Consider the following 20,920-nt stretch of genomic DNA (forward strand, 5'->3'; position numbering starts at 1 on the left):
TTTAATGAATATAAAATTCCAAAACCAAATTCCCTTGGGTTATTTTTCATCTCTCATAGGGTCGTGGAGTCTTGGGGTTATGCCGGTAGTTCAATGATAAAGGTAGAACCGCCTTCAAAGGAATCTTTTAATTTAATCTGTCCTTCCTGAAGTTCAATCAATTCTTTTGCTACACTAAGTCCCAGGCCGAAATGGGATTTATCGCTGCGGGATAAATCAGCCCGATAAAACCGGTCAAAAATATGCTCCTTTTGTTCCTTTGTAATTCCAATACCATGGTCCTCTATTTCAAGGTAAAAAACAGACTTTTTAAGGTATGGGCGGAGGGTTATGGTGGTTTGGGCAGGGGAATAACTGAGGGCATTATCTATTAAGATACTGATTACCTGAGTTAAACGATCCTTGTCAACCAGAATTTGCGGAAGAGCTTCTCTTGGAAAATCCAGATAAAGATTATGCTCTTTCTTTTTACAATAGGTTAAAAAAGTATCGTATAGATCAATAAGATAGGTTTCCGTATCTATAGGAGATTTCTGTATAGTCCAGGTCTTGGCATCTGAGGAAGCAAGGATTAACATATCACCGATCAGCTTGGACATACGGGAACATTCATCCATAATTTTAGGAACAAATTGTTTATTATTATTTTCTTCAATGAGTAAGGATGAAGCATTTGCCTGGATAACCGCCAGGGGGGAGCGTAAATCATGGGAAGCAGCGGCTATAAATTCATTCTGCCGTTTCTGGCTTTTTACAACGGGTTCTAAGGCTTTGCCTACATAGAACAGGCTTACTAAAAATAAAGCAAGACAGCCTGCTAAATAAATAAATAAGTATAAAAATAGTAATAATATTATTTGTTTTTTCACATCCGGATGAAACTGAACCAGGGTTAGGCTTTTAACCCCCCCTTTTACGGAAATAAGATTCATGCTGGCGTAAGCAGCCTCTCTGTGATTTCCTCTAAGATGGAACAGGGAACTTTGATAATTATCAGAATAAAAAGAGCGGGCAGAGGTATCAATTCCCTCTGCCAGAGCAGCTTTTTTTGCTCTGTTAATCATTATTGCCCTGGGAGTGGAAGACTTCCATGAACCTTTAAAAAGAAAAGGTGTGCCGTTATCTTCAATATGGATAATCAGGTGATTGGCAGCTTCCAATTGAGAAAGCCAGCTCTGGGCAACAATATTTTCCGACTGGAGCTTATTTACCAGGGTTTCCCGCAATTCCTTATAGTCATCAAGACTGTTATTTTTAATCTGTACAATATTAATATAGCAGGCTCCGAACAGCACCAGCACCAGGATTGCACTAGCGGTAACTGTATACAGGGCAACAAGACGTATTTTTAATTTATGTATCATAAGAACCTCTTCCGGTTATTATTCAAAGTAATAACCTACACGGTGCATGGTTTTTATCTGAACACAGCTGGATATAGAAGATAAACGTCTTCTTAAGAAATGGATATAGTTATCCAGATTGCCCTCCTCTACCATATTATCCGGACCCCAGACATGGGAGAGAATCAGTTCTCTGTTAAGTACCCGTCCGGGATTTTGCATGAAAAATTCCATAAGAGCTGTTTCTCTTTTTGATAGAGCACATATTTTATCTTTATTTTTTATAGTCTGCTTTTTGCTATCCAGTTCAAGATCGGAAAAGGATAAAACTTCCGTCTGCTCGATTTTCTTAGGACGCCTGGCAAGGGCACGGATCCTTGCCAGTAACTCCTCTATGGCAAAGGGTTTAACCAGATAATCATCAGCACCCGAATCCAGGCCGTCAACCCGGTCAAAAAGGCCGTCCATAGCGGTTACCATAATAACTGGTACATGAATGTCTTTCTTACGGATAACTTTTAATATACTAAGTCCATCCATAACCGGCAGCATACGATCCAGTATAATCATATCGTAGGATTGGCTGTCGACATAATAAAGAGCATCTTCTCCCGAGGCACATATATCGGTAGAATAGTTTTCCTTTTGCAGCCGGAAGCTTAACGCTTCACTCAAATCTTTATCATCCTCTATCAGTAATATTCTCATTCTTACACCCATTGCATACCGCAGAATGACCTGCGGAACTGCCACGTAATAATATATAAAATTTCATATGTTGAAAAAATCGTATTGTGGCAACCTTTCTATTGTTATATTTTCTTTAAATTTTCCTGTTATGATTCAGTTTCATAAGTATCACAAATAATTGTGGAAGAAACTTGGGATGAGTACCCGCCAAGGTTTAAACTTAAAGTGAGTCATGATCTATTATTATTATAATGGATTATTTTTCAAATTTCAAAAGATTTCTATTTCTTAAAGTTCTTTTAGAGAAATTCCTGTTATATTTTATCTTGCACTATAAAAAGATCTGGAAAAAATAAGTGAAATCAGGAGGAAAGAATATGAAATTAAAAAAAGCAGCAATCTTATTGCTTACTATAGTTTTGTCGACCGTCTCTGCAGCAGGTTGCAGCAGGCAAGAACGGCCGGATAAAGCAGAGGACAAGGGAAAAAATGTAGCTATGGGTCGTTATGTGGAGGAAGAAATAAAGATGCCAGAGGCGGTCATGAAGGGTGAAGAAGTAGCTTACCTCATGGTAAATAACCCGAAAAAGGGTATATTGGTTTTCAGTTCCCCCATGAAAGAAAATGAAAACAAGACGATACAATATACCCTGCAGAAAGATGGGACCTGGAAACAAGAAATTCCAGGGTGGCTGAACCAGGAGAAGTATGGAGTTTTATGCGTCACCTATCAAATGGACGGGACCGGGTATGCAGTCAGATATAAAGATTTGGCGGATAAAATTGAGCTACATATTTTAAAAAGTACGGATGGGGAGAAAGCAGTAGACATTCCAATAGAGGATTATAAAGATGCGGTGGGTTATGATAAGCTTCCCTATGGAATATCGGTTCTTCCGGATGACGGGATTCTTTTATTGTGTCAGGATGAAGGCACTCTGTATGAAGACGGAAAGGCAGTTTCTCATTTTGAGAATAACGGAAGAGTATATGCCCTTAGTGAAAACACCCTGTTAACTGTAAATAACAAAGCAGACGGATTTTCATTGATTGATGTTACCACCGGCAAAACCATAAGAGAGGTGCCTTTTGACGGTGATATGGATAAGGTGGCTCTCACAGCGGATAAAAATGGAAACTGGTTTGTAACCTCCGGTTCCGGCATATATCGTCTGGCAAAGAACGGAACTACCTGGGAATCAGTATTAGACGGTAATCTGGTATCCTTAAGTTCTCCAAACCTCGGCCTGAATTCCATGATAGCCGGAGAGCAGGAAGATTTTTATGTATTGTTTGAATCAGGAGGAATGGGAAAACGTACCATAAATCATTATACTTACAATAAAGATGTTGTAACCGTACCGGATAAAACCCTGACCGTCCTGTCCCTGGAGGAAAATGCTACGGTAAGGCAGGCTATTGTGGCGTATCAGCATAAGAATCCGGATGTAAAGGTGGATTATAAGGTGGTTATGGATAAGGAAGATGCGGCTACAGTATCGGATCATATTAAGAGTATTAATACGGAATTACTGGCAGGGAAAGGACCGGATCTATTAATAATGGACGGACTTCCTGTTGATTCTTACATTGAAAAAGGAATATTAGAAGATCTGAGCGATATCTTAAAGCCCATGTCAGAAAAAGGAGAACTCCTTAAGAACATTATCAAAAATTATGAAAAACAGGATAAGATCTATTATGCTCCCCTTCGTTTTGGCATAACTTTTGCCTTTGGAAGTAAAGAAGCGGTAAGCCGTGTTAAGACATTGAAAGGTCTTAGTGAGTATGCCGGGAATAAGAAGGCACTTCCCCTGTTTGGCTCCGGTTTGATATCTGATGCCGATTTGATTACACTTATGTATCGGTTTTATTCCAATGATTTTATTTTAGAAGACGGTGGATTGGAGAAAGAAAGCCTGAAGCAATTTTTACAGCAATTAAAAGTAATACAGAATCAGGCTAAGACAGTGGAGAAATCCTTATGGGGCATAGGGCAGGATGAATTGAATATGCAGGCATCCTCTTTAATGATTAATAAAGAAACACAGCTTAGTTTAACGGAATTATACAATATGTATGACGTATTTGCGCCCATTGAGGTGCTAAAAAGTATAAATGGTACCTATTCAGATATAAATGGGGAATTTGTACCGAAAGGACTGATAGGAATTAACGGAGCAGGAAAGCAGAAAAAACTTGCCAAAGAATTTGTTCAGGAAGTTTATTCGGAGCAGGTACAAAAGACAGAGCTGGGAGACGGATTTCCGGTAAACAAAAATGCACTGAAAGAGTTTTCTTTGGAAAAAGATGATTTTTTAATCGGCGATGGTAATTTTGAGGCGGGGCAGCCCGGTAAGGAAGAAATGAAGCAGATACTTAAGTTAGGGGAAAACCTTACTACACCTGTGGTAATAGATGAACAGCTCTTTGAGGCAGTGCGTAACGAAGCAGAAGCTTACTTAAAAGGAGAAATAAATCTGAATCAGGCAGTGGAACAGGTAATGGATAAGTCAAAGACATACCTTAACGAATAATGAGAAAATGGAAGAAAATGGAAGATAAAAAGAAGCAAAGAAAGAAAAAATATCATATTAAAAAGGTATTGTGGGCTTTTTTCTTTCTGACCCCAAGCCTGACAGGAACCATGTTGTTTTTATTCCTTCCGTTTCTGGATGCTGCAGGAAGATCATTTTACACAGCTGTCGGCAGGGAATTTGTGGGAGTATCCAACTACCTTACCGTACTGCAAAATTCAGCTTTTCACCTGGCGGTAAAAAATACGGTCAGATTTATACTCATTTGTATACCACTATTACTTTTGATATCCCTGTTTTATACTGCAGTGGTAAGCAGCCTAAAAAAATATGCTCAGGCATTTAAAACCCTGTTTCTGATTCCCATAGCCATACCGGCGGCATCAATAGTCTTTTTGTGGAAGATTTTTTTCCACCAAAGTGGTATGGTAAATCTATTTGTTATCTTTATGGGTGGTCAGAAAATAGATTTTATGAATACCGGCAGAGCATTTTGGGTTCTGGTATTTAGTTATATCTGGAAAAACACTGGATATGATATGGTCCTATGGCTGGCAGGACTGGCGGGTATTCCCGTATCCTATTATGAGGCAGCTAAAATAGACGGTGCGGGAGCACTGGCGCAGTTCTATTATATTACACTGTCCGAGCTGAGACCCACTATTTATATTACCGCAGTATTATCCCTGGTGAATTCCTTTAAGGTTTTCCGGGAAGCTTATCTGGTGGGAGGTAATTATCCCCAGGATAGTATCTATATGCTGCAGCACATTTTTAATAATTGGTTTATATCACTGGATATCCAGAAAATGTGTGCTGCAGCCGTAATGATGGCAGGGGTTATTCTGTTATTTCTTCTGCTGCTCCGGAAAATCGACCGAAACAGGGAAGAATGATGCAGGAAGAGCATGTATGAAGAAAATAACATCTTTATATTGTTATTTGTGCGCCGTAAAGCGGAGTCACGTCGGGAAGGTTGAAAGAAAAAAACAGAAAGGATGCCACATACTGATTCTTTTAACCATTTTCATTATGGCAGTAATACATCTGCCTATAGATGTGTTATGGAATGGGTGTAAACTATGATACTTAATAAATTAATAAAGAAAATTCCGGTTTTCATCTTTTTGGCACCTGCCTCCTTACTTATTATCCTGCCATTGTGGGTGGTAATATTCGGTTCCTTTATGGGAAATGCAGAAATTGCCGGGAACTTGGCCCCAATCTTATCGGATGGTGCCGGAAATATAAAATGGACCCTGATACCTCAATATCCTACACTAAGACCTTATGTGGAGCTGCTGTTGGATTCGCCGGCCTTTTTTGTCCGTTTCCAAAATTCCCTGTGCCAGGTCTGTCCCCTTCTTGTTGGTCAGCTTTTCATAGCAGTTCCGGCCGCTTGGGCATTTTCAAGATTTGAATTTCTTATGAAGAAATTATTATTTATTTTCTATATGGCGTTTATGATTATGCCCTTTCAGGTGACCATGGTATCGAATTATCTGGTGCTAGACAGGTTAAAGCTTTTAGATACAAACCTGGCCATCATACTACCTGGGATGTTCTCTACGTTTCCGGTATTTATAATGACTAAATTTTTTACTTCAATTCCTGTTTCCTTGTTGGAAGCTTCCGAGCTGGATGGAGCAAATGAGTGGCAGATTTTTATTCATATCGGAATCCCAATGGGAATGTCCGGTATAGTTTCTTCCTGCATTTTGGGATTTTTGGAGAACTGGAATGCAATTGAGCCGGCACTTACCTTTTTGTCCGACCAGTCTCTCTGGCCGTTATCTTTATATTTGCCTGAAATTGCGGTAGATAAGGCAGGGGTTTCCCTGGCAGCTTCGGTAATTATGATAACACCCCCGCTGCTGGTGTTTTTTTACGGGCAAAGTTATCTGGAGCAGGGTATCTGCGCTTCGGGGCTGAAAGAATAGAAATGAAATTCCCGCAAATCAGTTTGCGGTACTTTGGGAGTAAAATATGAAAATAGTAGAAAAAGATAAAAATCAAGCGATTATGCAAAGGACGGCAAAAAGATTATTAATCATCTTTCTTGTTTTGATATTTCTTCTTAGCTTTTTATCAAGGGCGGCTGATTCGGTCACCGTGCCCCGGGTTGTTACACGGAATCCGGGAGGTGGTGCTCTTACCTTTACGGCAGAGGGAACCGGAACAGTTATTTCAGGACGGAATAAATATGTAAAAGTACGTAAGGGACTTGGAATTGATAAAATATATGTAAAAGAGGGAGAAAAAGTTAAAAAGAAACAGGTACTCCTTGAATATAACAAAGAAGATATTAAAGACATTATGAAAGGGCTGCAAAGGGAGGCGGAAAAACTAAAGATTCAGATACAGCAGGAAGATACAAGCCTCATTCAGACAGATTCAGGAGATGATAAGAAAGCAGAATTTGCCTGGCAACAAGCAAAGGAAAACTTAAAGATTGCCGAAGCAGTTGTAAATACAGCTGTAAAAAATTATAATTGGAATCTTAATAAAAATAAAAATAAGCTGCTGGAGGAAAAAACGAAAGAATACGAGAGTGCAAAAATATCTTTTGAGGAGGTAAGACTTGAGAATGAACGGAGCTTTACGGAAGCAGAGGAAGCTGCAGAAGATGCTGGGGAGGTCCTTGCGGAATTAGAGAATAAGGATAGCAGAATAGAGGAGCTGTTGGAAGAATACGGGAGAGAAAGGGAACAAGAACAGGATAGCCTTACTAAAGAGAATAAACGGGATGATACAGAGGCAGAAGAGCAGGATAAGGGGAAATTAATTTTGACCGAACTATACCGGATGGCTTATGGAGGAGAAAGTGAATATGAAATCCATCAGGAAGAAGTAGCCGTATTAGAACGGAAATTATCCAGAGCCAGAGAAGATGTAAAGAGAGCGAAGAATATTTACGAGGATACAATGTCGGAAGAGGGGGTTGCAGATTCGGCAAAGCAGGCATATACAGAAGCTAAAAGAACAGCGCAGGATGCGGCGGAGAGCCTGTCCGCTGCTGTAAAAAAGGAAGACATCATCTTCGCGGCAGCAGAGGATTATTTTTTAGCCTTTCATACCAATAATGCGGAAAAGAGAAGCAGTTTCCTGGAGTCAGCATATAAAGGTATTTACAGTGCCAGCGGTTATGAAAAACATAAAAAGGAAATAGAAAAGGCCGAAAAAAATTTACAAAGGGCAAAAAAGAATGAACAAATAGTATCAGATAAGAACGAGGTAACCCTTAAAGCGGAGACAGAGAAGCTTGCGATATTGAAGGAAGACATAGACAGATTAAATAATGGTACTTATGATTTTGAAGAAGAAATCTCCAAAAATGTAACAGAAATAGAAGAGGCACAGGAGAAAGTAAAGGCATCGGAAACTGCTTTAAAAGAAGCTTCCTTTAATTTAAAACTGGAAAAATTGCATAAGAAGAATGAGAATCTCCAAAGAGAAAAGGAACAGGAAAACGTTAAATTTAAACAGGAAGTCCTACAAATTGACCTGGAGGAAAAACAGGAAAATCTAAAGTACCTAAAAACCCTGAAAGAAAATGGAGGAAAACTAAAATCTCCGGTTACCGGCAGAGTGGATAAAATCTCCGTTGAGGCCGGGAAGCAGGCCATTGAGGATGGCAGTATCGCCGTTAGTACTGGAGATTATGGTATTCTTGTTATTTTGTCCAGGGAACAGGGAGGCTACATAACACCTGGGGATAAGATGGAACTGCTCCCAAGGGGAAAGAAAGAGAAGATAGAGGTGGAGATTCAGGGAATCCGGTTTACAAAAGACGAACAGGGAAAGGAACAGACAGAAGTGACGGCTGTTTTACCGGAGGGAAATTATATACCCGGTTCTTCCATGGCGGCCACCATATCCAAATCCTCCGAGTTATATGATGTCTGTGTCCCTTTAGAGGCAATCCGTAACGATACACGGGGAAGTTATGTACTCACAACCAGTCCCTTTAATACCGCACTGGGAGAAGAACTTCGGGCGGTAAGAGTGGCTGTGGAGGTTCTGGACAAGGATGATACCACGGCAGCAGTGGAGGGTGCCCTAAGCAAGGAGGAGGACGTTATTATAAGCAGCACAAGAGCAATCGAGGAGGGAGATCGGGTAAGACTGGAGGGAAATCAATGAGACAGGGAGCAAAAAATTGGATGGTATTAATATATATATTTTTTTTCCTTATTTTTTCCTTTTTAAGCATAAAGTACGGAAGATATGCGGCAGATCAGTTATCTAATGTCAGCGCAAGATATAAGGAGGATACCTTAACCCCTCGGGAGTTCACCGCTGCCTTAAAAAACATGGGACAAAACGGAGAGAAGACATTGGAATTAACCTTGTGGAACCGCTTGAAGAAAGAGAAAGCAGAAAACGAACTAACCGGATTGCAGGCTGAAACCAATGTGATAGAAGTGTATGGGAATATGAAACAGGTAATTCCCATGGAATTTTTATACGGAAGAGCAGTAACAGAAGACGATCTTAGAATGTGTGTGTTGGATTCTGTTACGGCCTGGAATTTATTCGGTACGGTCAGTGCAGTGGGAAACCGGGTAATCTGGAATGAAAGAAAATATACGGTAAAAGGTATTATTAAAACCAGTGATACAGTTATAATAATTCCAGTGTCAGACATCGAACATAAATTCTCAAATTTGGAAGCCGTTTATGGCAGGAAACATGGGAAAAGAATAGAAGACCAGGGCCGGCAGCTGATAAATTTTATGAAGAATAACGGTATAGAGGAACCGGATACACTGATTGACGGCAGCTTTCTTGCATATCTATTAACCGGATTTTATCATTTGTCACTATGGATACTGGCTGTTCAGCTGATTTATTTTCTTGTAAAAACGGCTTGTATGTTCAGAAATCATAAATTTTTGTGCTTTCTGGTCGGTCTTGCTGCTGTAAGCTCGGTTTTCATATTGGTTCAGGTTACGGAATTTCATATACAGCTGCCCAGCCAGCTGATTCCGGGAAAGTGGTCAGATTTTGATTTTTATGTTTCCAAATATAAGGAATGGAAAGCAGCAGTACTTAATATCAACAATAATAATGTACTTCCTAAGGATAAAATATGTACCTATTACAGCAATCGTTGTATGTTTTACGGATTTTTAAGTGCAGGAATGCTGATACCGGTGCAGTTTTGGTTAATCCGGTTTTTTAAGTCACAGGCGCTTAAGTCATAAAACAGTATTTTGCTTTGCCTCCAATTAATCCCTGTCAACCGTTTTTGAAAATGTCCTCAAAAAGTTTAAACATAAGCACCAGATTTCTGGTGCTTAGTTTTAAATAGTACTTTAGGAGAAAATCCATAGCTCAGTCGGTATTTGGATAACCTTAATAAACCTACAGACTTCGAAATATCAGTTAAGCTACATCTTTTCTATGTAATTGACTTTTAGCGTACTTTTCAAATGATGCCTGCTTCCAAGGATGGTTCATAGGAGGTATGTATTTCTTTTTTGGTAATTCCGGAATGGTCGCTAAATCAAATGCTTTTGAAGAAAGCTTGTGTTCCGGAAGTAACTCAAGTGCATAAACCTGCTCACCAATACAACTAAAAAGTTCACCATTGAATGATCTAATTACCATTGCTGTGGTGCCCTTACGATGGTGTACAGCGATTCCTTGACTGTTTACAGGAAGATAGTATTCATTTTGATATTTCAGGCAACTTCCGTTATCTATCTTTCTAGAAGATAATACCGCCAACGTCAGATTGATTTTATCACTATCTGGTTGCATTTCGAACACAGATTTGATACTATCAATAGGTAAAGCGAACTGCTTATTAAATTTCTTTATATAGGTGTGGAGAAATTGATTGGCTTGCTGAATGCTGGTTACATTCGCAAGTCGGAGTTCAACAGGAAGGCGGGATTGAAGAGTGCCAAACATTCTTTCAACCCGCCCTTTTGCTTGTGCAACGCTGGAAGTACGAATGTCGATTCCTAATTGTTTGCAGGCATAACCAAACTGAGTAAAGGTATCTTTCTCTAAAGAGGTTTCATGCTTCTTTTTATACTCAAATACAGTTCGGTTGTCAGTAAAAAATTGATATGGAATGCCATAATTACTAAGAACCTGATAGAGAACATGATAATAGCCATTTAATGTTTCTTGTTCATCAAAGTAGGCGCCAACAATCTGCCCTGTGGCATCATCAACGGCGATGTGGAGTTGTGTTTTGAATTGCCCAAACCAAAGGTGTAGGGACGCATCCATTTGAAGCATTTCACCGAAATACGCGCATCTAGGATGCCTAGGATGCGAATCCTCCAGATCCATGATGGAACTTTGAATAATAGCTGCTTTCTTTTTAGACTTAGTCTTTGATTGAATAGCCTTTAGTGCTTTTTTTACCGCTTTCTTGGAAGAACGGTTTGCTTTAGGAGAAAGGATGTATTCCTTTCTAAGAATAGAAGTAATGGCACTGACAGATACACTGATATGTTCTTTTTCTTTGAGAAGTTCAGAGTAATGGGTCAGATTGCAGTCACTGTACTTGGTACGATATAAGTCCAAGATTAACTGTTTTGTATCTGTAGGAAGAGTAATGGCCGGCTGTCGCCCTCGGTTACCATGAATAAAGAAAGACTTACCTTGTTCTTGATAGCCCTTTATTAAGCGATTGATGTGTCGATCTGAACAACCTATTTTAAGAGCAGCTGTTTTCTTATTACCATTTGTGTCTACGAGTTTTTTAATGACCTCGTACTTTTGGTTTTCGTCCATTGTTAGTAATACCTTTCTGATTGTGTCCACCTCATTTCTAAGTCATGAGGTTCTATTATAATATATGAACGACTAATTGGGACATAATCATTTGTGGTACACTAAGACATTATCATAAATGAATCATATATTTTGCTTTGCCTCCAATTAATCCCTTGACTAATTAATAAAATATGCATATAATAAGTAAAAAATAAAAGCTATGAAGAGAGAAGTAATCATTTACAAAACCTACAGAGAACTCCGGAAGCTGAGAAGGAGCAGCAGCGTATTTGATGAAACAAGCCTCGGAGCCGCATACGGATCTTATATAAGTTTAAGTGATGATATGACGTGAGTTCACGTTACAGAACTAGAGTATTTATGTACTCGATGAGATTGATATGGTGACATATTAATAAATTAGGGTGGCACCGCGAAAATAATCGCCCCTACAAATTACTTTGTAGGAGGTGTTTTTTTTATCCTTTTTTTCTGTTTATATAATTATTACAGGATAATTCAAAGGTAGTTTAAATAGGGGATTTAAACAGAAGAAATGTAGAAAGGTAATAGCAATAATAAATATTTATAATAAGCGTATTTAATTTTTTAAATTTAAACTCTTAATTTACAGAAAGGTGATTGATATGAAAGATATAGCAAACAAGGATTTTAGTAAAGGCGGCAGACCGCAGTTTCCTAAACGAGCAGTAATAACAGCCGGAATGCCTTATGGCAATAAGGAACTTCATTTTGGACATATCGGCGGGGTATTTGTTCATGCGGATACCTTTGCCAGATTTTTAAGAGATAGAATCGGAAGTGAAAATGTAATTTTTGTATCAGGAACGGATTGTTATGGCTCCCCAATTCTTGAGAGCTACCGCAAACTAGTAGAAAGCAATAAAGATAAGACAGTGGGCACGATTGAAGAATACGTCCGTAAAAATCATAATATCCAGAAAGAAACATTATCAAATTATGGTATTAGTTTGGATTTATATGGAGCTTCCGCACTTGACAGACCGGGTGAAATACACAAAGAGGTTTCGAAAGAGATTTTTGAAAAATTATATAGTAATGGTGATATAGTACCAATGTCAACACCTCAGTTTTATGATACAGATTTTCAAGTCTTTCTAAATGGCAGGCAAGTAGTCGGACAATGCCCTATTGAGGGTTGTACGTCAGAAAAAGCATATGCGGATGAATGTTCCCTGGGCCATCAATATATGCCAAGTGACTTATTAAATCCTAAAAGCACATTATCAGGAAAAACACCGGAGGTCAGAGAGGTTACAAACTGGTATTTTAAATTAGAGGAATATCAGGACAGATTAAAAGATTGGATTAGGAATCTCAGGGTGAATACAAATACGAGAAAATATATTATTAATACGATTGAAGAATTTTTAAAACCACCCTATATTTATGTAAAAAAAGATCAATTAGAAAATCTTCCGGATATAGATAATCTGCTTCCACAACATAATAGGCTAGCAGAAGAGAATAAAGCGTCCCTTACCTTTGTTTTTGACAATTTAAATGACAGAGATATAGCTAAGGAGATATTTGCAAGCAAAGGAATCCGCTTCCGTACCGGAAAAACTTTAGTTCCTTTTCGCTTATCCGGCAATATTGAATGGGGTGTTCCCGTACCGGATAAAGATGATTTAATGAATCTGACTTTTTGGGTTTGGCCGGAATCATTATGGGCTCCTATATCCTTTACCAGAGCATATCTGGAGTCCCAGGGAAAAGAAAGTAAAACCTGGACGGATTGGTGGAATTCAAAAGAATCTAAAGTTTATCAGTTTATTGGTGAAGATAATATATATTTTTATGGTATAGCCGAGATGGCGTTATTTGCTTCTCTTGATAATGATAACGGTAAAGAAAGGAAAAGTATGGGAGAGTTGCCATTGCCTCATCTTATCGCTAACCGCCATATTTTATTTATGGATAAGAAAGCAAGCAGCAGTAACGAAATAAAACCGCCAATGGCTAAGGATTTACTGGAATTTTATACACCGGAGCAATTACGCATTCATTTTTTAAGCCTTGGATTATCAACTAAAAGTGTAAGCTTTCGGCCGCAGGTTTATATGGATGAAAAAGACAGATACAGAGAAGATATAGTTATAAAAGAGGGAAATCTGTTAACCAATGTATTAAACAGATTAGTACGCTCCTGTTTTTATACTTCACAAAGTTACTTTGAATCCAGAATCCCCAAAGGAGAAATAAGCGAGAAGATATTAAGTGAATCAGAGGAAGCAATTCTTAATTTTGAAAGGCATATGTATAATCATGAATTCCATAGCCTGACTTATGTACTGGACACTTATATCCGTAATATGAATAAATATTGGGTCAATAATATGAGAACCGCGGAAACGACAGGTAAAACAGAATTAAGAAAACAGATTTTAATCGATTCCTTTCATGTAGTTAAAACAGCGGCTATATTATTACACCCCATCGCTCCAATCGGATGTGAGAGGATAAAGGATTATTTAAATGTAAGCGATAAGATCTGGAATTGGGATTATATTTTTTCAACTATTTATGATATTATTGATGACATGGATAATCATAAATTAAAATTTTTGGAACCTAAGACAGATTTTTTTAAAAAGCATGTTAGTCAGTTGGAAAGATAAGCTGAGAAAACTGTCGTGACAGCGCTTCAGTGCTAAAGTCTGGCAAGCCGGAATCTTTTTTATTTTCTATAAATCATAATTATACCGTTGCAAAATGCAAATACTATATAAAACAGCCTATATAAATTTTTGTATTAATTATAGGAGAATTATGGTATACTACATTATAACAAGGCTTGAGCATCTAAACTGATCTGGCTTAAACTGATTAAAATCAGGTTGGGAATACTTAAAGATTAGTGATGTTTAGAAATGATGGAGGCAAAATGGATAAAGTGATTTTGGACGAAAAAAAGAAAATATTATTAGATTTTATAAATAGTAAAGAATATCATCCTTTAAAATTTAAAGAAATAGCCAGTATTTTACAGGTACCTCGGGATGAAAAACAGGATTTAAGGGAAGTGTTAACTGCACTGCAGGCTGATGGGAAGATTGAGCAGGACACCCAGGGCAGATATAAATTAGCTGATGCGAATACCAAAACCGGAATTTTTTCCGGTACCCAAAGGGGGTTTGGATTTGTAATTATCGAAGGGGAAGAGGAAGATATTTTTATCCCGGAGAATGCTACGAAAGGCGCACTTCATAATGATAAGGTAATGGTCAGTATTAAAGAAAGCAGAACGGGAAAACGAAAAGAAGGAGAAATCCTGCGGATTCTCGAAAGAAGTTTTACTACAATTGTAGGTACATTTGAAAAGAGCAAGAATTATGGTTTTGTAATACCTGATAATCAAAAGTTCGGTAAGGATATCTTTATTCCGAAGGAGCATACAAAAGGAGCTGTAAATGGACACAAGGTAGTAGTTAAACTTACGGATTACGGCGGACAGGATAAAAACCCCGAAGGAAAAGTAATAGAAATCTTAGGTCATATGAATGACCCCGGAGTAGATATTATTTCGGTAATCATGGCGTATAATCTGCCTATGGAATTTCCTGAGGAGGTTATGAATCAGGTAGAAGCTGTTCCCGATGAAATTTCCGGTGAGGATATTACTGGCAGAAAAGATATCAGGGAACTGCAGACGGTTACCATTGATGGGGAAGATGCTAAAGATCTGGATGATGCTATAACAATTTCTAAAGATAACAATCTGTATCATCTTGGTGTACACATTGCGGATGTTACCAATTATGTAACTGAAAATTCACCTCTGGATAAAGAAGCCGTTAAAAGAGGCACCAGTGTATATTTAGTTGACCGTGTTATCCCTATGCTGCCTCACAAGTTGTCTAACGGAATCTGTTCCCTGAATGCAGGTACGGACAGACTTGCTTTAAGCTGCTTTATGGACATAGATAACAACGGTAATGTAATAGGACATGAAATAGCCGAAACTGTTCTTAAAGTAGATCGAAGAATGACATATACCAGTGTGAAGAAGATTCTTGAAGATCATGATGAAGAAGAGATAGAACAATATAAAGAATTTGTCCCTATGTTTGATTTAATGGCAGAACTTGCAGATATACTTAGAGAAAAGAGACGCAAACGGGGTTCTATTGATTTTGATTTTCCGGAGAGTAAGATTCGACTGGATGAGAACGGTCATCCGATTGAAATAAAACCTTATGAAAGAAACAAGGCTACTAAAATTATCGAAGATTTTATGCTTATAGCAAATGAAACCGTAGCGGAGGATTTCTTCTGGCAGGAGATACCTTTTGTATATAGAAGTCATGAAAATCCGGATTCTGATAAAATAAAGCAATTAGGCATTTTTATTAATAATTTCGGCTACAGTATTAAAATCAGCCAGGATGAGATTCATCCCAAAGAATTACAGAAATTATTGTTAAAAATTGACAATACACCGGAGGAAGCCTTAATCAGCCGTCTGACCCTGCGTTCCATGAAACGCGCAAAATATACCTCTACCAGTGATGGGCACTTCGGGTTAGCGACTAAGTATTACTGCCATTTTACTTCTCCTATCAGGCGATATCCGGATCTCCAGATTCATCGAATTATTAAGGAGAATTTACGCGGTAGCTTAAATGAGAAACGGCTTAAGCATTATCATAAAATTTTACCGGATGTAGCAATGCAGGCAAGTATTACCGAACGGCGGGCAGACGATGCGGAACGGGAAGTAGATAAATTAAAAAAAGTAGAGTATATGAGTGATCATATTGGTGAAACTTTTGAAGGGGTAATATCAGGAATAACAAATTGGGGATTATATGTGGAATTACCTAATACGGTAGAGGGTATGGTTCGTGTGTCAGAAATGACGGATGATTATTATATTTATGATGAAGAGCATTATACGATGATGGGTGAGCATACAAGAAAGACCTATAAGCTGGGGGAAAAGGTCTTAGTGGAGGTAGTAGCAGCCGACAAACTGCTGCGGACCATCGATTTTGCATTTGTGGACGAAAAGCCTGAAGAAGATCAGTAAAGGAAGTTTTGGGAGGATTTATGTCTAAAGAAAGTATTAAAATGATTGCTAACAATAAAAAGGCGAGATTTGATTATTTTATCGAAGATACCTTTGAGGCCGGTATTGTACTTCACGGCACAGAGGTTAAATCTTTACGAATGGGTAAATGCAGTGTTAAGGAGTCTTTTATTCGAATTGAGAATGGAGAGGTTTATATCTATAGCATGCATATCAGCCCTTACGAGAAAGGAAATATATTTAATAAAGATCCCTTGCGTATTAAGAAATTATTATTGCATCATTATGAAATTAATAAAATTATGGGCAAAGTGGCACAGAAAGGTTATACGGTTGTACCACTTACCGTATACTTAAAAGGCAGTCTGGTCAAAGTTGAAATTGGTTTAGCCAGAGGTAAAAAGCTATATGATAAACGGGAAGACATAGCGAAAAAGGACCAAAGAAGAGAAGCAGAGAAAGACTTTAAAGTGAAAAATTTATATTAATTAATGGTAAACGCTGGGTCCTTAGTATAATAAGTATTATTTAATAACTGCAATATGAAAGATAGTCTCTGTATTATGAACCGATCCCTGTAGGTTAGATTTGGAAATCTTACTTATTGGGATCATTCACGCTCACAATCAGCAGACTATCTTTTTACATACTTCAGATTATATGAGCAGATACGGCTATTGTAGGGCCTGCACTTAAAAATATAATTCTAAAGTTTTTATTGAGTAAATTATCTAAAGTACAACCGTATTTTTTAACCACAAGCTCTGTAGCTCCGTATTGTCCGTAATCATAATAGCATACTTTTATACCGTCTATAAACGGGTTTTGTTCATTGCCAAAACAGATTTTTAAGCATTCAAATCGTTTCAGGCAGAATTCTTCAACCCGGTAAACGCATCCTATTCTATCACCTGCTCTCACAGAAATAATAATATTTAAATTCGAGCAGGAATTATTTACGAATTCCCTTACTCCGTCCATCTAATTCCTCCAATATAACCATTATAACTAACCAGAAATTGTGATTTGATTTCTGATAAAAGATGGTGACTAACGCCGTGTTTCCGAAAACAGGAACAAAATCTTTACTGCTATAATATTATATGTCTGCTTCTGGGAAGAGTGATGGAATTACTGTTGCGGGTATAGTTGATTTAAGATGCCATTCCAGAAATAATCGGCAATCATTAAAGAGTGATATTCAATAAAATTATATTCATACACATCAGATGCATATTGCTTATATTTTCTTTTTTGTGCCTCATATATAGTCATATCTAAGTGGTTATAGAATAAATTCTGCAATACCTGTTTATTCCAATAAGGATTTAACTGTGAAAGGAATAAACTGATTTGGTCTGCATTCGATTTCCAATTGGATTCGGCAGTATCAATAGGCTGTTCTGCACTGATTTCATCTATTATCTGTATCGTTAGTGCTATCTGACTTCTTAATAAATTCTCAAATTCCAGTGCAAAATTACTGCCATAATAAATGCGTAAAACATTATATAAATCGATCGGCACCTCATAAAGCCTGTTTGTTACCACATCTAAATCATCTAAATCAGCCATTCTGCTTACGATATAGAATCTGCTCCATACAGAATATTGGCTCCAAAGCTGTCTTAATATATTACGAAGGTCTGCCGAAGAATAATAACCGGAGGTAGTGTTGTTGGTTTCGTCCATCATGGAATCCTTTTAATACTTATTTAATAACATATGAAAAAGATTATTTAATCGTGCATGTATAATAATTTTTTTTGGATAGGCATTTTTTGAAAATATGTGCATATATTAATACAATACTATAAAATAGATTGGATTGAGGTTAATGGGACGCAGTATGTCATATGCAGAATATAAAAAAATAATCAGTGATGCTGTGAGAGAGTATTGCAATAATGGCGGTTCTCTCTTAAATATAGCGCTTAACAATATTAGAAAAGAATATATTTATGATTTTGACTTTATATATCCGGAGGATACGAAAAAAAATTTAATAGACAAAGCACATCAGGCTATGCAGAAAGGAAAAGACTTACCTGAGGGAATTCGATTAACAAAAGTTATATTTCGTAATTAGATGGGATAGACTCATATAAGCTGTGAAGCAGATAGTACATAAAAAATATGGAATCAGAGATATAGTTTTGATTCTATTGTTAAATTAATACGGTATTTTGTACGATTCCTGTTTTACGTGTCTTAGTGGTTTGTTTATAAGTGTGAGGGCAATCAAAGATAGTATGTATAAAAATAGGAGGAGCCAGCAGTTATTCTGCTGGCTTTATGAAAAAAAATTATATTAACAAGGTGCGGAAACTTGTTATTTTTATGCTTTTATTATAATGTTCATATATGTATAGAGTTTGAATGTTTCATTAATATAATGTGAATAATTATGAAAGTATTTTTTTTACATTTGCATTAATATTATAAAGGGTGAATTTTCAAATTAATAGGAAGAATTGATGATGTAATTAAATTGTATGGCAAGTTATAATATATTTAACACTTTAACGATTCAAATGATAAAGCAAAGGAGAAAGGATATGAAAAAGATAAGTGTTTATGTATTAGAACAAACAGATGGAGCGGCTGACCAGATTTTAAAGGCTCCATATGAAAAGTTAGCTACCTGGTTATGGGATCATAATTTAGAAGTAGTAAATATTCGTTGTGAGGAAGTAGAAGAGGAAGAAGCTATAAAAACGAAATAATAAGAAAAACGTAAAAAAGTGCTCTAAACCTTAAATAAAAGGTCTTGAGCACTTTTTATTCGTTGCTTTCCAAATTAGTCGTTTTGAGGATATAACTTCCTATCTGAAATGATTTCTGTTACATTGATATGTGGATTGTGATATTTTTTCCGTTTCCGTGTAAATTTAGGAAAATTGATTGCCTGTTTAGGACAGAAAGAAATACAGGCCATACACTGATTGCATTGATGTAGAAACGTTGGCTTGCCATTTTCAAAATTAATATTATGGCAGGGGCAGACCTTTGCACACAGACCGCAGGAAATACAGTCATCCCATACAGAAAAGTATTTGTCGTTTGACGGGCAATGATCAATAAACTTCTGCATCTTCCGCGGTGCAAGCCACCGTGTTATCGCATTGGCGTGAGGAGGATTCTGCAGCTTTTTTTCAATAATCTCCTGTGCAATAGAAGCAAGCTGTATTTCTGTTTTGGGAACGCGTTTTTTAGGATCAGGAAAGGGTGGATACATAGCCACATAATTGGCAACACAGTACACCTTCTCTCCATAAGAAAGTGTACAATTCTTTTCTTTCAGAAGTTCCATTAGTTTATCCTGACAACCTCCGTTGATCATCCCTGGTGTAGAGACCGCAAAAATGTATGCTTTCGGGTTCAACTTTACCTGCTCTACAAAATGGATTGCATACTCTGGCATCGTCCAGTGATACACAGGGTAAACAAAACCAATCCTTTCAGCGTTCGTTGAAGGAACATCCTTTGGATTACATCGCATGGAAATAATTTCTGTATCACCTAGTTGCTCGGCAATGATTTGTGCTGCGCGAAGACTGTTTCCTGTTCCTGTAAAATAGTAGATAATATTTTTCATAAAGTTACCTCACAATTCCAAAATAATTCAAATGTCACACTTGTAACAGTTCGATAATTTTATTATAATGAGTCTGTAGCAATAATTCAAGATTTCAGAGTCAAGTGCCACATCGGTTTATTTTTGTGACATTTTAAGGAGTCAACATGAAAGATATACAAAATCCAATTGCTTTACGTTCCATTGAATGGTTGACGAATGCTCTTTTGGAGCTGATGAATATCAAACCGTTTCAGGAAATCAGTATTTCAGAGATTGCGAAAAAAGCAGATTTGTCCCGTAGAACCTTTTATCGCTTTTTTTCTTCGAAAGAAGAAGTAATTTGCTTTCATCTGGAGACAATTTGGCGTACAGGAGCGCTACAGCTTTCCACTGACAAAGATCACAGCTATTTTCATACGATTCGTTGGTATCTGGAGCTTTGGTATGAGCATAAGGAACTGGCTCTTTTACTTTACCGCAACGATCTATTATCGCTTTTATTGCATGAGTTTAACCATCTTTTTCAGGAAGTGTACCTGATGCGTAAAGGCAATTATCCTTTGGCTAAGCAATCAGAGGCAATGAAATATGCGCTTTCCTATAGTGTAGGAGGGCTTTTTAACATACTTTGGCAGTGGGCGGGCGAAGGGATGCAGAAATCACCTGAGGAAGTGGCCAATCTGCTGCTGATTGCCATCCGCTTACCCGATCAGGAGTAATGTTTTGTTGGATACCTTTTTAAGGGTCTGACAGTTACAACAACTGCTTTTGCAACGTTGGTTGGTGGAAGTCCCTTATTGCTATAGAAATTGTTTCATGTTTATTATATTCTGACAATACATGTTATTGTGTGCTGTTTGTGCACATTTTAATGACACACATAAAAAGAAAAATTTCGCAATTCAGATTTTATTTTAAGGTTTTTGTGTGCCACTCCGTAATTTAATATAAAATAGGC

Annotated in this window: 17 protein-coding genes and 1 other annotated feature; of the genes, 11 read left to right on the forward strand and 6 right to left on the reverse strand. The window is 37.4% G+C overall.

Going from position 1 to position 20,920, the window contains the following annotated elements:
- Nucleotides 1-77 precede the first annotated feature (77 nt).
- Nucleotides 78-1,364: a sensor histidine kinase gene (locus RBU59_RS27295; protein ID WP_308145619.1), complete on the reverse strand. Its 1,287-nt coding sequence runs from the start codon at nt 1,362-1,364 to the stop codon at nt 78-80.
- Nucleotides 1,365-1,382: 18 nt separating this feature from the next.
- Nucleotides 1,383-2,051 (reverse strand): response regulator transcription factor, encoded by a 669-nt coding sequence (locus RBU59_RS27300; protein ID WP_308145620.1) that lies wholly within the window; start codon nt 2,049-2,051, stop codon nt 1,383-1,385.
- Between the two features lie 359 nt (nt 2,052-2,410).
- Here RBU59_RS27300 and RBU59_RS27305 point away from each other — a divergent pair, with 359 nt between their 5' ends.
- From RBU59_RS27305 to RBU59_RS27325, 5 genes are all read left to right on the forward strand, one after another.
- Nucleotides 2,411-4,570: an ABC transporter substrate-binding protein gene (locus RBU59_RS27305; RefSeq protein WP_308145621.1), complete on the forward strand. Its 2,160-nt coding sequence runs from the start codon at nt 2,411-2,413 to the stop codon at nt 4,568-4,570.
- Nucleotides 4,571-4,587: 17 nt separating this feature from the next.
- On the forward strand, nt 4,588-5,466 hold the full coding sequence (locus RBU59_RS27310; RefSeq protein ID WP_308145622.1) for a carbohydrate ABC transporter permease: 879 nt from the start codon (nt 4,588-4,590) through the stop codon (nt 5,464-5,466).
- A 186-nt stretch (nt 5,467-5,652) separates the two neighbouring features.
- On the forward strand, nt 5,653-6,510 hold the full coding sequence (locus tag RBU59_RS27315; protein ID WP_308145623.1) for a carbohydrate ABC transporter permease: 858 nt from the start codon (nt 5,653-5,655) through the stop codon (nt 6,508-6,510).
- A 46-nt stretch (nt 6,511-6,556) separates the two neighbouring features.
- The gene (locus RBU59_RS27320) at nt 6,557-8,713 is read left to right on the forward strand and encodes a hypothetical protein (protein ID WP_308145624.1); all 2,157 of its coding nucleotides are present in this window, start codon (nt 6,557-6,559) and stop codon (nt 8,711-8,713) included.
- Nucleotides 8,710-9,777 (forward strand): ABC transporter permease, encoded by a 1,068-nt coding sequence (locus tag RBU59_RS27325; RefSeq protein ID WP_308145625.1) that lies wholly within the window; start codon nt 8,710-8,712, stop codon nt 9,775-9,777. The genes RBU59_RS27320 and RBU59_RS27325 overlap by 4 nt, the downstream gene beginning before the upstream one ends.
- A 181-nt stretch (nt 9,778-9,958) precedes the next feature.
- On the opposite strand, the gene RBU59_RS27330 is transcribed toward RBU59_RS27325, so the two are convergent.
- Nucleotides 9,959-11,326 (reverse strand): ISNCY family transposase, encoded by a 1,368-nt coding sequence (locus tag RBU59_RS27330; RefSeq protein WP_308143379.1) that lies wholly within the window; start codon nt 11,324-11,326, stop codon nt 9,959-9,961.
- A 193-nt stretch (nt 11,327-11,519) separates the two neighbouring features.
- Nucleotides 11,520-11,762 (forward strand) — a binding site (T-box leader).
- Nucleotides 11,763-11,955: 193 nt separating this feature from the next.
- Between RBU59_RS27330 and RBU59_RS27335 the strand changes: the two genes are divergently transcribed.
- The 3 genes from RBU59_RS27335 to smpB all read left to right on the forward strand — a co-directional run bounded on the left by RBU59_RS27335 (nt 11,956) and on the right by smpB (nt 16,870).
- Entirely contained in the window at nt 11,956-13,971 is a 2,016-nt protein-coding gene (locus tag RBU59_RS27335) for a methionine--tRNA ligase (protein ID WP_308145626.1), read from the forward strand.
- Between the two features lie 266 nt (nt 13,972-14,237).
- A complete protein-coding gene (gene rnr, locus RBU59_RS27340; RefSeq protein WP_308145627.1) occupies nt 14,238-16,382 on the forward strand; it encodes a ribonuclease R in 2,145 nt (714 codons plus the stop codon).
- A gap of 20 nt (nt 16,383-16,402) precedes the next feature.
- Complete coding sequence (gene smpB / locus RBU59_RS27345; protein ID WP_308145628.1) at nt 16,403-16,870, forward strand: SsrA-binding protein SmpB; 468 nt, start codon at nt 16,403-16,405, stop codon at nt 16,868-16,870.
- A gap of 163 nt (nt 16,871-17,033) precedes the next feature.
- On the opposite strand, the gene RBU59_RS27350 is transcribed toward smpB, so the two are convergent.
- Both RBU59_RS27350 and RBU59_RS27355 read right to left on the reverse strand, forming a co-directional pair.
- Complete coding sequence (locus tag RBU59_RS27350; protein ID WP_308145629.1) at nt 17,034-17,363, reverse strand: hypothetical protein; 330 nt, start codon at nt 17,361-17,363, stop codon at nt 17,034-17,036.
- Nucleotides 17,364-17,513: 150 nt separating this feature from the next.
- Entirely contained in the window at nt 17,514-18,074 is a 561-nt protein-coding gene (locus tag RBU59_RS27355) for a hypothetical protein (RefSeq protein ID WP_308145630.1), read from the reverse strand.
- A 157-nt stretch (nt 18,075-18,231) separates the two neighbouring features.
- On the opposite strand from RBU59_RS27355, the gene RBU59_RS27360 reads away from it, so the two are divergent.
- Both RBU59_RS27360 and RBU59_RS27365 read left to right on the forward strand, forming a co-directional pair.
- The gene (locus tag RBU59_RS27360; protein ID WP_308145631.1) at nt 18,232-18,471 is read left to right on the forward strand and encodes a hypothetical protein; all 240 of its coding nucleotides are present in this window, start codon (nt 18,232-18,234) and stop codon (nt 18,469-18,471) included.
- A 469-nt stretch (nt 18,472-18,940) separates the two neighbouring features.
- A complete protein-coding gene (locus tag RBU59_RS27365; RefSeq protein WP_308145632.1) occupies nt 18,941-19,108 on the forward strand; it encodes a hypothetical protein in 168 nt (55 codons plus the stop codon).
- 74 nt (nt 19,109-19,182) lie between these two features.
- On the opposite strand, the gene RBU59_RS27370 is transcribed toward RBU59_RS27365, so the two are convergent.
- The gene (locus RBU59_RS27370; protein ID WP_308145633.1) at nt 19,183-19,980 is read right to left on the reverse strand and encodes an EFR1 family ferrodoxin; all 798 of its coding nucleotides are present in this window, start codon (nt 19,978-19,980) and stop codon (nt 19,183-19,185) included.
- 146 nt (nt 19,981-20,126) lie between these two features.
- On the opposite strand from RBU59_RS27370, the gene RBU59_RS27375 reads away from it, so the two are divergent.
- Nucleotides 20,127-20,681: a TetR/AcrR family transcriptional regulator gene (locus RBU59_RS27375; protein WP_308145634.1), complete on the forward strand. Its 555-nt coding sequence runs from the start codon at nt 20,127-20,129 to the stop codon at nt 20,679-20,681.
- The last annotated feature ends 239 nt before the right edge of the window (nt 20,682-20,920 follow it).

Origin of the sequence: Anaerocolumna sp. MB42-C2, assembly GCF_030913705.1 — a bacterium.
Classification (GTDB): Bacteria; Bacillota; Clostridia; order Lachnospirales; family Lachnospiraceae; genus Anaerocolumna.

Excerpts from the sequence above, each read along its gene's own strand:
- RBU59_RS27295 (WP_308145619.1), bottom strand. The coding sequence starts at position 1,364 with ATGATACATAAATTAAAAATACGTCTTGTTGCCCTGTATACAGTTACC.
- RBU59_RS27300 (WP_308145620.1), bottom strand. The coding sequence starts at position 2,051 with ATGAGAATATTACTGATAGAGGATGATAAAGATTTGAGTGAAGCGTTA.
- RBU59_RS27305 (WP_308145621.1), top strand. The coding sequence starts at position 2,411 with ATGAAATTAAAAAAAGCAGCAATCTTATTGCTTACTATAGTTTTGTCG.
- RBU59_RS27310 (WP_308145622.1), top strand. The coding sequence starts at position 4,588 with ATGGAAGATAAAAAGAAGCAAAGAAAGAAAAAATATCATATTAAAAAG.
- RBU59_RS27315 (WP_308145623.1), top strand. The coding sequence starts at position 5,653 with ATGATACTTAATAAATTAATAAAGAAAATTCCGGTTTTCATCTTTTTG.
- RBU59_RS27320 (WP_308145624.1), top strand. The coding sequence starts at position 6,557 with ATGAAAATAGTAGAAAAAGATAAAAATCAAGCGATTATGCAAAGGACG.
- RBU59_RS27325 (WP_308145625.1), top strand. The coding sequence starts at position 8,710 with ATGAGACAGGGAGCAAAAAATTGGATGGTATTAATATATATATTTTTT.
- RBU59_RS27330 (WP_308143379.1), bottom strand. The coding sequence starts at position 11,326 with ATGGACGAAAACCAAAAGTACGAGGTCATTAAAAAACTCGTAGACACA.
- RBU59_RS27335 (WP_308145626.1), top strand. The coding sequence starts at position 11,956 with ATGAAAGATATAGCAAACAAGGATTTTAGTAAAGGCGGCAGACCGCAG.
- rnr (WP_308145627.1), top strand. The coding sequence starts at position 14,238 with ATGGATAAAGTGATTTTGGACGAAAAAAAGAAAATATTATTAGATTTT.
- smpB (WP_308145628.1), top strand. The coding sequence starts at position 16,403 with ATGTCTAAAGAAAGTATTAAAATGATTGCTAACAATAAAAAGGCGAGA.
- RBU59_RS27350 (WP_308145629.1), bottom strand. The coding sequence starts at position 17,363 with ATGGACGGAGTAAGGGAATTCGTAAATAATTCCTGCTCGAATTTAAAT.
- RBU59_RS27355 (WP_308145630.1), bottom strand. The coding sequence starts at position 18,074 with ATGGACGAAACCAACAACACTACCTCCGGTTATTATTCTTCGGCAGAC.
- RBU59_RS27360 (WP_308145631.1), top strand. The coding sequence starts at position 18,232 with ATGTCATATGCAGAATATAAAAAAATAATCAGTGATGCTGTGAGAGAG.
- RBU59_RS27365 (WP_308145632.1), top strand. The coding sequence starts at position 18,941 with ATGAAAAAGATAAGTGTTTATGTATTAGAACAAACAGATGGAGCGGCT.
- RBU59_RS27370 (WP_308145633.1), bottom strand. The coding sequence starts at position 19,980 with ATGAAAAATATTATCTACTATTTTACAGGAACAGGAAACAGTCTTCGC.
- RBU59_RS27375 (WP_308145634.1), top strand. The coding sequence starts at position 20,127 with ATGAAAGATATACAAAATCCAATTGCTTTACGTTCCATTGAATGGTTG.